Genomic DNA, 14,261 nt, shown 5'->3' with positions numbered 1-14,261 from the left:
CTCAGTGGATTTCTTATTATTCTTTTTTTATTTCTTAAAACCACCTGGGCCTGATTTATAACGTGGTTTGCCGCTAGGTGCGCCTTTCCTGTTATCCTGTGGCTTGCGTTTGTTGCCGAAGGACCTGGTGCGCATTGGGGCTTCTTCGGTAATCTTGATTGGGGTGTTGTCAGGCTCTTTGGTTAGAAGCTTAAGTGCGGCTGACAGCAGGGAAACAGAATCTGTTTCAGCAAGAAGTTCTTCAGCACGTCCCCGATAGTGTTCAAGGTTTCCTTCTTCAATCTGATTAAGCAGTTTTTCGACTGCTAAGCGTTGCTGGCCTTCGATGGCCTCGTTTACGGTAGGAACAGTCATACGCACAATTTTGCGCTTGGTAACTCGTTCAATTGACCGTAGCTGCTCAAGCTCGCGGGGGATGACAAAGGTGGTAGCCAATCCGGTTTGTCCGGCCCGGCCGGTGCGGCCCACGCGATGTACATAGCTCTCAGGGTCTTGCGGGATATCAAAATTATACACATGGGTGACGCCGCTGACATCAAGGCCTCTGGCCGCAACATCTGTGGCCACCAGGATATCAATGATGCCTTCTCTGAATTGGCGGAGGACAGCGTCCCGCTTGGCTTGAGTGAGGTCACCGTGAATGCCTTCTGACGAGTAGCCGCGTTTCTTTAACGCCTCTGTTAGCTCATCTACCCGACGCTTAGTTCGGCCAAAAACAATTGCCAGTTCGGGGGACTGGATATCAAGGAGACGGCAAAGAACGTCAAATTTTTGCCTGTCATGCATCTCGTAATAATGCTGCTCAATGAGTGGAACAGTAACTTCTTTAGATTTGGTACTGATGAGGGCTGGGTCTTTTAAGAACTTCTGCGCGAGGTTTTGAATCTGCCTAGGCATAGTAGCAGAAAAGAGTAACGTCTGGCGCGATTCTGGTGTGGTGCTCAAAATCTTCTCAATATCCTCGACGAAGCCCATGTTAAGCATTTCATCTGCTTCATCCAAAACCACCATTTTGATGTCGTTAAGCCTAATGGTGCGACGATCCATATGATCCATCAGGCGACCTGGTGTCGCAACAATAATATGTGGTTTTCTTTGTAAGCCCCGTATCTGACGTTGAATATCTTGACCGCCGTAAATAGGGAGGGAGCGAATGTTCGAAAATTGACCTAGTTTATTTAGCTCTTCAGCAACCTGAATAGCTAGTTCACGAGTCGGGGTCAGTACAATTCCCTGAATAGCACCTATGTTGCTTGTAAGGTTTTGTAATAAGGGAATGCCAAATGCGGCTGTCTTGCCGGTGCCTGTTTGTGCCTGTCCGACCAAATCTCTGCCTGAAAGCAAGGTGGGAATAGCCTGTTCTTGTATTGGTGTTGGTTCTTCAAAGCCCATATCACTAAGAGCCCGAATTATCAAATCACTAATTCCTAGCTCTTTGAATTTTTCCATTATAAAGGTAGCCTCCTTAGTTAATTCATGTTTTTAAATAGTATCGCCAATGGACAACGTGTTGTATACGTTGAACCGCGATGATAAAATGGGAAGGTAAGAACTATACTGGCGAATGATTGGGAGCTAAACATGGAAATAAGAATAATCAAGCCAGAGCAAACGTGGGAATTGCGCCAAACGGTGATGTGGCCTGATAAGGAAATTGCCTATGTAAAACTGCCAGACGACCCTATGGGAATCCATTATGGCCTTTTTGAGAATGGCCAGCTTATCTCAGTAGTATCTGCATTTGCCTATGAGCAGGAGATTCAGTTTCGTAAATTTGCTACAGTAAGCAATAAGCAGGGGCTGGGGTATGGTACTCAACTGCTCCAGTTTGTCATTGATGCGGCTAAGGCGAGTGGAGCCAAAGCCATTTGGTGCAATGCCAGAAAAAGTAAAACGGCTTTTTACCGTAAAATTGGCTTTGAGGAAAGGCCAATACAATTTAAGCGGGATGGCATTGACTATGTTGTAATGAGTAAAAATCTGACCAGTAAGTAGAGAACGACAGCCAGACTGTTTATTATATCACTATCTATAAAATTTGTATAGTACAAATTTCCATTTTTGGTCGATTTAAAATAAAGAGAGTGATGGTATGATTATTCAGAGATTACAGCAGCAGATTGCGTTTATTGTCGAAGTCGATAAGATTAAACAGATTTACCGGAGAAATTATGTTATCGGCGGAGAGAGGCATGAGACAGATGCTGAGCATTCTTGGCATTTGGCGATGATGGCTATTCTGCTTGCCGAGCATGTGGCAGACTACCCCTTGGATGTGCTAAAGGTTATTAAGATGGTACTTATTCATGATATTGTTGAAATCGATGCCGGTGACACGTATTGTTATGATCAGAAGGGCGGGCTGGACAAAGAGGTGCGGGAACAGGCAGCAGCAGACCGGCTATTTCGACTGCTGCCAGAGGATCAGGCTCAGGAATTGTGGAGTCTGTGGGATGAGTTTGAACAACGAGTCAGTCTTGAGGCCAGATTTGCCAATGCGCTTGACAGGTTGCAGCCGCTGCTGCTGCATTATAACACGGAGGGCAAATCGTGGCAGCTTAATGGCATAACCAGTGATCAAGTGATTGATCGCAACAAACTGACTAAGGAGATATCAGTCGAGTTGGGGCGGCTTGTTGAGGAAATTATCGAGGACTCGATACGTAAAGGCTACCTGAAAACCCCGCAGGAGAAGGCGTTGTTTGAAGCATAGTGCAAAGTTTGTATTAAGTTTTCTGGTTTGCCACTTTTTATTCATGATTGTTAGAGGTGATGCTTGTGCCAAAACTGGAATACCGGATGCTAAATGAATCAGAAGGGTATCCGATACTCTACTATTACGACAGTATGGATCGGACTGAGATAGCGATCCGTCTGGCCTGTGATTATTTTGTTAAAGATGGTGTGACCTACGAAAAAACCTCTGGCGCTATTGAAGCTGGTTGTTATGTTATTTATGTAAAAAAGGCTGAAGAGCAAGATAACAGTCTGCCACAGTTACCCAACCCCAGTGGAAAGCTGCGGTTGGAGCTGCGGCAGTATGTTCAGAATAGCAGTTACTTTCCAGAAGTCGCTGTCTTCGAGCTGAAAGACAACTTGGATGCACTTCTTTATTTGCAAAGTGACTTTCTCTATTGGTTGGGGCAGGAGTGGCAGAAAACTTCAGCCGAGATTGACGAAGACCGCAAAGTATACATCTTTTATGCCACGACTGTGTGTTAAGGAGGAGTAAACTTGGGATCAAAAGACGAAAAAGTGATGGGGCTTTTCTTGGCCGCTGTTTTAACTTTTACTCCCGGATGTATGTTCGGCGACAACACTCATACCCATATAGACCGTAACCGGGACGGGTATTGCGATGTTGACGGGCAGTCGATGACAAGCTCATCAAATTCTTCAGGCACCAGATACTTTGGCAGTCATAGCGGAAGTACAGCTTCTACAGCAGATACCTCTTCCGGCCATATGTCGTCAGCTTCAACGCCAAAAGGCGGAATCGGTAGCCATAGTATCGGCAGTGGAGGATAGCCGCTGTGGATTACAGGACAAAACGGGAGGCATTATTCAATAGCATAAGGCAGGAAGATGTTTTTACATGGGATTATATGTACGGGCAAGAGTATGCTTTAGCTGCTACATGTCAATTGTCCAGTAGTGAATTTGCGGAAATTACTTATGCTGCCGGGCAATTGGGCAGTATCTTTGCCAAAACGGTAAAGATGCTCCAGCAGGGCAGTGACGCACTGCTGGCAGAACTGGGTATTCCGGCTAAAACCTTTGGTGCTGCGCGCGTTCCTGTCTTACCGGATTGGCCAACAACTATCGGAAGGTTTGATTTTGCTAGGACGCCTAAGGGGCTAAAAATGCTGGAATTCAATAGTGATACTCCAGGCGGGATTGTTGAAGCATATTATTTAAATCGCAAGGTATGCGAGTATTACAATTATAAAGACGTGAACGCTGGATTGACCAGGCATATTGCTGAAGCTTTTGGTGCAGTTGTGGCTGAGTACAGAGCGCAGGGTTATGCTACTGGAAATATTGCGTTTAGCGCTCTTGACTGGCATGATGAAGATGCTGGAACAGCCCGTTTTCTTATGAATCATTCCGGCTTGACAGCCTGCTTTGTGCCGCTTAAGGATCTGAGGATTTATCAAGATCGGTTGTGGCGACTGGCAGATGGGGAATTAAAGCCTATTGACATATTGTACCGGTTGCATCCGCTTGGCATAATGTCTGAGGAAACCGATCAGGATGGTTATTCGAGCGGGGAACATTTATTGAGTTTGGTGTCCAGGCGAAAACTAGCGATTATTAACCAGCCGGGGGCGCTGTTAGCTCAGACCAAGGCCTTGCAGGCGCTTATTTGGTTGCTCTATGAAAATAATGAGTATTTTACTTCTCACGAACATAAAATTATTGCTGCTTATATGTTACCGACCTATTTGGAGAATGGTTTTTTAGGCAAAAACGCTTACGTAGTTAAGCCGGTATTAGGACGAGAAGGCGGAGGGATCACAATGTATGATGCCAATGGCGCACTAACAGACAAAGATAGTAGTGACTGCTATTGGGGTCAAACAATGATCTACCAGCAATACGCCGAGCTAGAGCAAATTACTATTGAAACCTTGCAGGGGTACTACCAGGGGTCACTATTATGGGGGGCATTTCTCGTCGGCGGCAAGGCTTCGGCTGTCAATGCGCGAGTTGGAGGACGTATTACCGATGATTTATCCTATTTTTTACCTATCCGGCTTGCAGAATAATATCATAAGGGGGAGAGATAATGGGCGGTCAATGGGAAAATATTACTAATTTCTTGTTATACCTGGGAGTGGCGCTGCCGCTGCTAGGCCTGGGTATATTGGCTTTTATGGTAATTACTCCTTATAAGGAATTTCAGCTTATCGGTGAAGGTGATGATATTCATGAGCCGGCTAGAGTGGCTTCGGCGCAGGCTGCAGCCGTTACTTTAGGCGGCAAGATTCTAGGGTTATCGTTAGTTTTGGCTTCGGCTATTTTCCATTCTGTTAACCTCGTGGATTTGGCTATTTGGGGACTAGTCGGAATCGTGTTTCAAATTATAATTTTTTATCTTTATGAACTGGTTACGCCGTTTAAGGTTGTTAATGAGATCCCAAGAGGAAATATAGCGGTCGGAATCTTGTCGGCTTTTTTAAGTATATCTACAGGAGTATTGATGGCAGCGTTGATAAGTTATTAACTACTCAATCAAGACCTGGCTCTTCCGAAGAGTCGGGTTTTTTTTTGCTCTCAATTAGAGGGATTGAGTTGTTAGCAGGGTTGGTAGAAAGCACCAAACATGGGCGATTAGTGTAAAAATAGAAAATTCATGCAATAAATGAAGCAAATAAGCAGGAGATTGACAGAATTTAGCGAATATGCTGGACTATGTGATTTAATGAACATGGATCATCCTGTAAGGATAAAGTACGTATTGGGGGCGCGTTATGTCGGAAATACTAATGACTATTGAAGAAAAATGTGCGGGTTGTAATAAATGTATAGCTAAATGTCCGGTTAATGCCAATATCGCTTATGCTGTTGATGGGCTAAATAAGGTAAAAGTTGATCAAAGCAAATGCATTCACTGTGGTGAATGTATCGACGTATGTGATCATCAGGCCAGAGATTACTCAGATGATACGGAAAGGTTTTTTTCTGACCTAAAGCAGGGGGCAAAGATCTCGGTAGTAGCTGCGCCAGCTGTACGGTTCAGCTTTGAGTACCGGAAGTTGTTTAGTTATTTAAAATCGGCTGGGGTGAACGTAATTTATGACGTATCATTCGGTGCTGATATTACTACTTGGGCTTATCTAAAGGCGATTAAAGAATACCGCCTCGACTCTGTTATTGCTCAGCCGTGTCCGGCCATTGTCAACTATGTTGAAAAGTATAGGCCAGAACTCATTCCCAGACTTGCCCCGATTCACAGCCCCATGATGTGTACAGCGGTGTATCTCAAAAAATACGCTAAGGTCAAAGACCGGATTGCTTTTCTATCGCCCTGTATAGGCAAGATTGATGAGATCAATGAAACTACTACTCAGGGGTTAATTGAGTATAATGTGACTTACGCGAAATTGAGAAAATACCTTGAGGATAACCATATCGTACTGTCACAGTATCAAGATACCGATTTTGACGGCGATGCCTGTGGTATAGGCCTTACCTTCAGCCGTCCTGGCGGATTAAGAGAAAATGTTGAACATCATACTGGGGGAAATAGCGTATGGATACGGCAAGTCGAAGGGCCTGGGCATGCCTACCACTATCTTGAGGAATATGCTGAAAGAATGAAGGCTGGAAAAAAACTCCCCTTGCTAGTTGATATTCTAAACTGTACATATGGGTGCAACATTGGCACAGGAACAACGAAAGATGTTTCTATTGATGATATTGATTATGTGATGAACGGCTTAAAAGCCGATAAGGTTAAAGAGCAGAGTAAGAAAAGATTCTATAAAAAGGCCTATGCACTCTTTGAAAGGTTTGACAAGGAGTTAAAGCTAAGTGATTTTTCCCGTAAATATCAGGATGAATCCAGCACTGTCAAAACGCCGGAAGCAACTGAAACAATTCTTGGTCAGATATTCACTAAACTCCATAAGACAACAGAGGAATCACAGAACATAAATTGTTACGCCTGTGGCTTCGGCAACTGCCGGAATTTTGCCCAAGCAGTAGTTAACGGGGTTAACCATCTGGAAAACTGCATTGACTACAACCGCCACGAACTATCACTGGAACACCAGGCCACAATGAGTAAAACCCAAGAGCTTGAAAAAATGATGGCAGAAGTTCATAAGCTGAGTGAGGAGCGGGTTTTGGCTGCTAACCAACTCCAAGCGCGGGTAAGGGATATAACAGGAGCGATTCAGGAAGTTTCCCTTGGCAGCAGCGAGAACGCTAAAAGCATTGAAAACATCAATTTGGAGGTACTGGCTCTCTTGCAAACGGCCAACGAATTGCGGGATAGCGTTCGTGAAGTAGAGAATAAGATGAGAAGCTTTGTTCAGGCCTCTGACGAGATTGTTGGAATAGCTGGTCAAACAAACTTGTTATCACTGAATGCCACTATTGAAGCAGCTCGTGCCGGTGAGCATGGCAAGGGATTTGCGGTGGTCGCGAATGAAGTTCGAAACCTTGCGGATAAATCCAAAGACATAGTCGCTTCGACCAAAACAAGTGAAGTCGCTATATTAAAACAAATCGAGGCTATCTTAGGGATATCGAATATTTTGGAAACCAAGATGGATGTAGTAAGCTCTGAAATAACCAGTATATCGGCTACGATTGAAGAGGTAACAGCAAAATGTCAGGAGATTGCTGCTACTGCTGATAGCTTGGCAAATCATCGAAATTCGTAAATGTAAAAAGCTTGGTAAAAAGATAATAGCCTGATAACAGTGTGAGCTGTTGTCAGGCTATTATCTTTCTAACCGGAACAGTTGCTGATAGATTTGATAAATACCTCTACCAGGTGGGGGTCGAACTGTTTGCCACTAAAGTTTTTAATCTCGGCTTTAGCTTCTTCATAGGTAAGCGCTTTGCGGTAGGGTCGATTGTTGGTCATAGCGTCATAGGAATCAGCTATGGCGATAATCCGGCATTCTAGGGGGATTTCCGTGCCTTTAAGCCCGCGGGGATAGCCGTTTCCATCCCACCATTCATGGTGGGAGAGGATGTATTCGGCAATATGGGACAATTCTGGGACCGATAAGGCAATCCGGTGACCAATTTCGCAGTGGCGCTTCATGTCAGTAAATTCCTGCGGTGTGAGCCGGCCTTTTTTAAACAGGATGCGGTCAGGAATGCCAACCTTGCCAATATCATGAAACTGGGCGATGAGACGAAGCTGAGCGACTTCGCGGTCAGTCATGCCAATAGCGGTACCTAATTCTGATGCAATATCCTGCATTCTGTCGGCATGGCCTTCTGTAATATAATCTCTTGCTTCAAGCGCTTTTAACAAACCCTGTACAATCGAACTGCGCACGCTATAGCCGTGATGTAGTTTTTCCCGGTACATCGCATCATCGGCACTTTTTAATAGAGATGCAATGGTGTCGGTGGGGGATTGTTTTATCGCATAGCCAGTAGAAATGCTCAGCAGATGCTGTGGATTGGCTTGGTTGAAGGTAGCGACAGCAGCTTGGATTTTTAAACAAATGTCCTCAGCACAATTGGCGCCAGTGCGTCGGGCGGCAATAGCAAATTCATCGCCCCCAACCCTGGCAACCAGACTACCCTCGGGCGACGCCGCCTTAAGCACCTGGGCGGCGGCCAGCAGTACAGCATCACCAACATGATGGCCCAGGCTGTCATTGATAAGCTTAAGGCCATCAACATCGCAGACAAGCAGGCAGTAGGCAGCACCGGCTGTTTCCCATAGTTTTAACTCTTCTTCAAACTTGGCCCGGTTGTACAGGCCTGTGACATAATCATGGGTACTGATAAACCTGAGTTCATCTTCAATGCGTATTCGCTCAGCAATCTCCTTTTGTGAGGCTGTATATAGTTTTGCATTGTCTAGAGCGATTGAGGCTAATTCAGCAAAACGGCTTAGTAGTTCTTTCTCAACAATACCAAGGTGTTTATCCTCATCAATAGTTGTCATGCCGATTACGCCAACAACGCCTGACGATGACAGCAGTGGAATACCTAAGGCTGACGTTATCCTGTCAGCGATAAAACTATTGGAGCGGTTTGGCCACTCTTGATAATTAGTTACAAGCAGAGGGTGGCCAGAGTACCAAACAGTTCCAGAGATACCTTCGTTAGGCTGAAAGGTTCTGCCGACTTGTGTCTCATATATGCCAGAGCCAATTGTGATTTCAGGAAGGCCGGTGGCAGGATTGAGCAGGCTGATATAAGCATTAGCTGTCTTTGCCAGAGCACAGGCTTTCTGCACGATTATTTCAAGCAGCTCAGTAATGTCAAGGCGGTTAATTAATGCCAAGGTGGTTTCATGCAGTGACGACAAATAGGCGTTCTGCAGCCGCAATTTTGCTTCAGTTTTTTTCTGTTCTGTTATATCACGCCATACTGTTACGATACATTCCTCGCCATCAATGCTGATAACCTCAGCTGACAGGGATTCCATTCGCAACTCCCCGGATTTGATACGGGCAAGAGCTTCATAACAATATATCTCTCGGTTAGTCTTAAGGATGTTGATGAAGTCGACTCTGGCAGCAGGGTTTACCCAAAGTCGGAGTTCTTTCACAGTCTTGCCAATCGCTTCCTCACGCGTATAGCCGGTGAATTTGGTAAAAGCGTCATTTACATCAAGAAAAGTGCCGTCAGACATGCGGGTAATGCCAATCATGTCGGCGGTGTGGCGAAAAGCGGTAGATAATTTCTGCTCGGAAAGCTTGGAGACTCTGCGCTGCAACTCATTTTCCTTTTTTAGTAACGCATTTTCAGCACGCAGTTTCCGAAGGACCTTTTGTTCAAGTAAACGGGTACGGCTGGTAGTAGTAGCTTTACTGATGACGTTCAAGGTAAAACCACCTTAAATTATAATCATTTTACATATTTCGACAATATATATAATTAATCCTTTAAAATTGTTATGCCAATTAACTGAAAAATTGACTTAAAGCTGGTAAGCAATCTTTTCTAAGGCATTTTTCAGCTATGTCTCAATCAGGAATGGATTTTGATATTTTTGGTACGTATGGCAAATAATACATTAAATAGTATTACCGGAGAATTGCTGCCATGAATAATGCATCTAATAATTTTATTACAAAGATATACAACTTAGCTAAGCGGGTGGTTGTGTACCAGCCGCCAAAACAGCCAACTAGGTTTGTTTTGAAAGAGACAGAGAACGATAATGTCCCAGGTTCTCCCTTGCAGGAGGCCGGGGTTAGCGAATCTCTGGCAGAGCTTACGAAGCTTATCAGTTACGCCCGCCGCTTAACGGGAGCCATGGAAAAGACTATCCGGACAATAAAGTCAGCTCAGGTGGAGCAAGCTGTCCCGGTATTGCAAAGGCTATGCCTGTCGCTGGAGAAACAGCAGTCGGAAGCTAATCCGTTGCTGCTTGCTTATAATGGGGCTGAAGGCGATCCGGCCAAACTGCCAGTCAGTGCCAGTCTGGAGGAAAACGAAAAGACAATAGGAAGAATATATCGGCTGCCTTATAATACCGACCTTGTTATTCATAAGTTTGTTATAACTGTTGAACCACCAATGCAATCAATGCTCATCTATATGGACGGTCTGTGTGATAGTAAGACGGTGAATAACCTGATATTGAAGCCACTCATGCTTTTTTGCCGTTCAGGGGCTGGGCTGAAGGACAGCCAAGTGCTTAACAGTCTGATAACTCAATATTTACCTAGTAGTAAAACCAAAGCGGCAGCAAGTTTTGCCGATGTGCAAGATGCGGTAAATACCGGAGATGTGGCACTTTTCATTGAAGGTGAATCGGCTGCAATTCTTATTGAGGTTAAAGGGTGGGAGCATCGTAGTGTGGGGCGGCCGGTATTTGAACAGACAATCCGCGGTTCGCAAACAGGGTTTGGCGAAGTTCTGGGGGTAAATACTGCTTTAGTCAGGTCGCTGTTCAACTGCAGTGATTTGGTTACAGAAAAACTATCTGTGGGAATAAAGAGTAAAACAGCTTGTGTGATCATGTATCTGGAGTCGGTGGCCAGCCCTAGCCTGGTGAGTGAGATTAAAAGACGGATCAACGGGGTTGAGACTGATTATGTTACTGATATAGGTATCTTAGAGCAGTTTATTGCCGATCATCCCAACCTGCCGTTTCCAACTTCACTAAATACTGAACGGCCTGACAGGGTAGCTGCCGGTCTTAACGAAGGGCGGGTAGCCATATTTCTGGACAGCAGCCCGTTTGCCTTGGTTGCACCGGTATCTTTGTTCTCGCTGCTGCATTCGTCGGAAGACTTTTCTTTACTAAATCCTTATACCAGTCTGATACGCCTGATCCGGTGGACGGGGGTGACTTTAACCTTATTTCTTCCGGCACTTTTCTTGGCGATTAGTACGTTTCACCAGGAAGCCATCCCGACAGAGATGTTATTGTCAATAATATCTGCCCGCCAACAGGTGCCGTTTCCGACAATCATCGAAATGCTGATACTGGGGGTGGCGTTTGAGCTTATTCGGGAAGGCGGCCTGCGGATTCCTGGTTTCCTGGGACCAACTATTGGTATTGTCGGCGGGATAATTCTCGGGCAGGCTGCCGTATCGGCAAAAATTGTAAGTCCGATCATGGTCATTGTTGTTGCTGCCACTGGGGTTGCTTCTTATACAATTCCGGACTTCAGGCTGGGGGCTGCCGTTCGTTTATGCAGCTTGGTGCTTATGCTGTTTTCGGCAGTCATGGGGATTGTCGGCATAGCCACCGGGATATTGATTTTGTCGGCAATTTTATGCAATATGAAATCCTATGGCATGCCTTATATCAGCCCGGTGGCGCCAAGGAGTGCTGGTGGTCTGGACGTCATAATCAGAGGACCGGTTTATCGCCAGGAACTGCGGCCTGATGCCCTCAATCCGAAAAAACGCCGGCAGCAACCAGGCATCAGCCGCGTGTGGCGAATGAAAAAAAACAGTGGAGGAGAATCTAAATGAGCTATCAGGGGGGGAACATGGGGGTTGCAGCTGGGATTGGGCTTGTATTTGCCGTAACAATTCCCCGGGTATTTTTGTCCTCGTTAGCCAATGCATTGATGGAGGATGCCCAGATTGCCTGGCTTACCACCGCTATCAGTAGTGGCGCCACCTTGCTAATGATGAGCTTGCTCCTCTATGTACTAGGTCGGACAGGGGGAGATTTGATCGGGGGAACACGGCGGCTGTTGGGCAATATGGCGGCCTGGCTGGTGGCGCTGCTATATATCGCGATATTTTTGACCAATGCGGTATTATTATTGAGGGAGTTTGCTGAAAACACCCTGCTGACTGCGTTACCCTATGCCGAGTTTTCGGTAGTGACCATCTGGTATGCGTTTTGGGTGGCAGTCTTCATCTATTTTGGCATTGAGGTTGTAGGCAGGGTATCGTATATTGTGCTGCCTTTTTTAGTCACAGCCATGTTGTTAATTATTTTTTTACTTATCCCATTTTATAACATATCTCAGCTCGCTCCTTGGCAGGGGAATGGGCTGACGCTTGCTGTTTATCACGGCTTACTCATAGCAGGGCTTAATGTTAGTGCAGCGGTCGTGGCAGTATATGCCCGCGAATTTCAGAACGCAAGGACGGCCGCGCAAGCTCTGGTTTTTGGTTTAGGCGGCGGAGCAGTGATGAAATTCGTCTATGTCCAGGGATATCTAATGGCTTTTGGCGTATATGTAGGGCAAGAAAAAATTCTCCCGTTTTTCGAGATGTCGCGGCTTGTATATTTGAATCGTTATCTGCAACGCATTGAGGCTCTGCTTATATCCCTATGGGTCATTATCAGCATCCTGGCGATTGCAATAAGTCTATATACCGCAATTTATCTGATTGCCCGAATACTTAATCTGCCGTCTGTCCAGCCAATCATCCCGCTTGTAGCCGCCATGGCCGCTAATATAGCCATGCTGCCGCCAGACATAGTGACAGCACTTGGTTATGATAAGATGTATCTTTATATCAGTAGTGCTGGCGTATATGTTGTTCCGGCGGTGTTATTTCTGGCATTTTGGTTTAAGCGAAAAGGGGTGCAAAAGTGTATCGTCGCTTAACTGTAATTTTTCTGTTGTTAATCAGTGTCTTGATATGCGGGGGCTGCAATGGGGCGCGAGAACCGGATGATCAAGGGTATACTGTGGCTATTGGTGTGGATAAGTCAGCAAAGAAAGGTATGATCGACGTTACTTATGTTGGGGCTATCCCGGTAACCGTTGGCGGTGAGGGTGGTGGGGGCGACAAATCCAAAATATCCACAGAAGTGACGTTCACCGTGCCTTCTTTGGCAGAAGCAAGAAATCTGCTTAACTCACTGACGTTTTTTATCCCTACCCTGACTCACGTAAAAGTGTTGGTGATAGGAGAAGAGCTGGCCCGGCAGGGAATTGGGGATGTCATAGGCCCGCTGACAAGGTTCAGAGAGTTCCGCGGTTCTAATTATATTGTTGTGGCAAAAGGACAAGCCCGGGATTTCTTTAAAAAGAACAAGCCGGGTATTCCAGGCACTGCATCCCGTTATTATGAATCAATGATGGAATCAAGTTCAGAGACAAGTTACTTTTTGAATACGACACTGCATGAGTTCTACCAGAGACTGAAAGAGCCAGAGGGGGCTGGTTATACAACCATGGTAGCTGTTAACCCGCAAACCATGGAAAATCTAGTCGCAAGGTCAAAAACGCCAGGTGAAAAGACGGAAGAGTATTATGCCGGTGATTTGCCGCGCGCAGGCAGTAATCCGGTTGAATTTTTAGGGGCGGCCATGTTCAGGGGCGATAAAATGGTGGGGATGTTGACAACTGGTGAGACACGCTTGTTGGCCATGCTGACTGGAAAATATAATCGGAGCTATGTAACAGTTGAAGACCCGCTAGCCCCCAAGCATGGGATTAATATCAACATCCGGCAGGGTGAAAAACCGGATTATAAGACACAAATTGTTGATGGTAGACCTGTTGCACAGGTTACTGTGCATCTGGAGGGTGAGATTACCAGTATACCCAGTGGAATCAATTATGAGAAAGCTGAGTATAAAGAGCTGCTGGAAGAACAGATCGCCCAGATAATAAAGCAGGAAATGACTGATTTAGTGGCACGCACTCAGGAGGAGGGCGCAGATATTGTCGGATTCGGTTACCGTTTCCGCAATAAATTTCAAACGATGCCAGAGTGGGTGGCGTATGCCTGGACGGACAAGTTTCCGCAGGCAGAGATCACTGTCGAGGTTGAGTGTAAACTCCGGCGTACCGGCTTAATGTGGCGGTCAGTGCCCAAACAATAAAGATAAAAGGTGATGCCGATGATGGAGTATATATTAGCTATGTTTACATTCATAGCAGCAATCCACGCATATACCTACGGCCGGTGGCTAAACGCCAATAAAAACAAAACTGGGGCTGCAGGTGTTATCGTTTTGGCTGTCGGCGGGATTGCTTTATCGTTGTACAATGTATTTGGAGTAAAATAAGATTTTAAAAGAAAAAGCGAGATTGCTTCGGTAGTGAAGCAATCTCGCTTTTTGCCCTGTTAGAAAGTATAACTTTCCGCCTGGATAAGGGCAACATCGACTTCCGCTTTCGCCA

General features: G+C 45.6%; 13 protein-coding genes. 11 read left to right on the top strand and 2 right to left on the bottom strand.

The annotated features are described in order from the left end of the window. Positions 1-27: 27 nt before the first annotated feature. A complete protein-coding gene (gene cshA, locus B9A22_RS05800; RefSeq protein ID WP_084574770.1) occupies positions 28-1,449 on the bottom strand; it encodes a degradosome RNA helicase CshA in 1,422 nt (473 codons plus the stop codon). 132 nt (positions 1,450-1,581) lie between these two features. Here cshA and B9A22_RS05795 point away from each other — a divergent pair, with 132 nt between their 5' ends. The 7 genes from B9A22_RS05795 to B9A22_RS26265 all read left to right on the top strand — a co-directional run bounded on the left by B9A22_RS05795 (position 1,582) and on the right by B9A22_RS26265 (position 7,394). Next, a complete protein-coding gene (locus B9A22_RS05795) occupies positions 1,582-1,995 on the top strand; it encodes a GNAT family N-acetyltransferase (protein WP_084574769.1) in 414 nt (137 codons plus the stop codon). A gap of 97 nt (positions 1,996-2,092) precedes the next feature. Beyond that, positions 2,093-2,713, top strand: a complete 621-nt coding sequence (locus B9A22_RS05790) for an HD domain-containing protein (RefSeq protein ID WP_084574768.1) — start codon at positions 2,093-2,095, stop codon at positions 2,711-2,713. 65 nt (positions 2,714-2,778) lie between these two features. After that, the gene (locus tag B9A22_RS05785; protein WP_084574767.1) at positions 2,779-3,222 is read left to right on the top strand and encodes a hypothetical protein; all 444 of its coding nucleotides are present in this window, start codon (positions 2,779-2,781) and stop codon (positions 3,220-3,222) included. A 12-nt stretch (positions 3,223-3,234) separates the two neighbouring features. Beyond that, entirely contained in the window at positions 3,235-3,528 is a 294-nt protein-coding gene (locus tag B9A22_RS05780; RefSeq protein WP_084574766.1) for a hypothetical protein, read from the top strand. Positions 3,529-3,533: 5 nt separating this feature from the next. Beyond that, positions 3,534-4,769, top strand: coding sequence for a glutathionylspermidine synthase family protein (locus B9A22_RS05775; RefSeq protein WP_217805886.1), 1,236 nt, complete (start codon positions 3,534-3,536; stop codon positions 4,767-4,769). 20 nt (positions 4,770-4,789) lie between these two features. Next, complete coding sequence (locus tag B9A22_RS05770; RefSeq protein ID WP_084574765.1) at positions 4,790-5,227, top strand: DUF350 domain-containing protein; 438 nt, start codon at positions 4,790-4,792, stop codon at positions 5,225-5,227. Between the two features lie 247 nt (positions 5,228-5,474). After that, positions 5,475-7,394 carry a [Fe-Fe] hydrogenase large subunit C-terminal domain-containing protein gene (locus tag B9A22_RS26265; RefSeq protein WP_084574764.1) on the top strand — a complete coding sequence of 640 codons (1,920 nt, stop codon included), beginning with the start codon at positions 5,475-5,477 and terminating at the stop codon, positions 7,392-7,394. A 68-nt stretch (positions 7,395-7,462) separates the two neighbouring features. Here the strand turns inward: B9A22_RS26265 and B9A22_RS05760 are convergent, their stop codons facing one another. After that, the gene (locus B9A22_RS05760) at positions 7,463-9,529 is read right to left on the bottom strand and encodes an HD domain-containing phosphohydrolase (RefSeq protein WP_084574763.1); all 2,067 of its coding nucleotides are present in this window, start codon (positions 9,527-9,529) and stop codon (positions 7,463-7,465) included. A 221-nt stretch (positions 9,530-9,750) separates the two neighbouring features. On the opposite strand from B9A22_RS05760, the gene B9A22_RS05755 reads away from it, so the two are divergent. The 4 genes from B9A22_RS05755 to B9A22_RS25280 are packed head-to-tail and all read left to right on the top strand — an operon-like array spanning position 9,751 to position 14,146. Next, positions 9,751-11,637, top strand: coding sequence for a spore germination protein (locus B9A22_RS05755; protein WP_084574762.1), 1,887 nt, complete (start codon positions 9,751-9,753; stop codon positions 11,635-11,637). Next, on the top strand, positions 11,634-12,734 hold the full coding sequence (locus B9A22_RS05750; RefSeq protein ID WP_084574761.1) for a GerAB/ArcD/ProY family transporter: 1,101 nt from the start codon (positions 11,634-11,636) through the stop codon (positions 12,732-12,734). Before B9A22_RS05755 ends, B9A22_RS05750 begins: the two co-directional genes overlap by 4 nt. Then, on the top strand, positions 12,719-13,960 hold the full coding sequence (locus B9A22_RS05745; protein WP_084574760.1) for a Ger(x)C family spore germination protein: 1,242 nt from the start codon (positions 12,719-12,721) through the stop codon (positions 13,958-13,960). Before B9A22_RS05750 ends, B9A22_RS05745 begins: the two co-directional genes overlap by 16 nt. A 9-nt stretch (positions 13,961-13,969) precedes the next feature. Further along, complete coding sequence (locus tag B9A22_RS25280; protein WP_176215411.1) at positions 13,970-14,146, top strand: hypothetical protein; 177 nt, start codon at positions 13,970-13,972, stop codon at positions 14,144-14,146. Positions 14,147-14,261 lie beyond the last annotated feature (115 nt).

The sequence above is a fragment of the Sporomusa malonica genome, from assembly GCF_900176355.1.
Lineage (GTDB): Bacteria > Bacillota > Negativicutes > Sporomusales > Sporomusaceae > Sporomusa > Sporomusa malonica.
The sequence above is the reverse complement of the archived record's forward strand: the minus strand, read 5'-3'. Positions and strand labels throughout refer to the sequence as shown.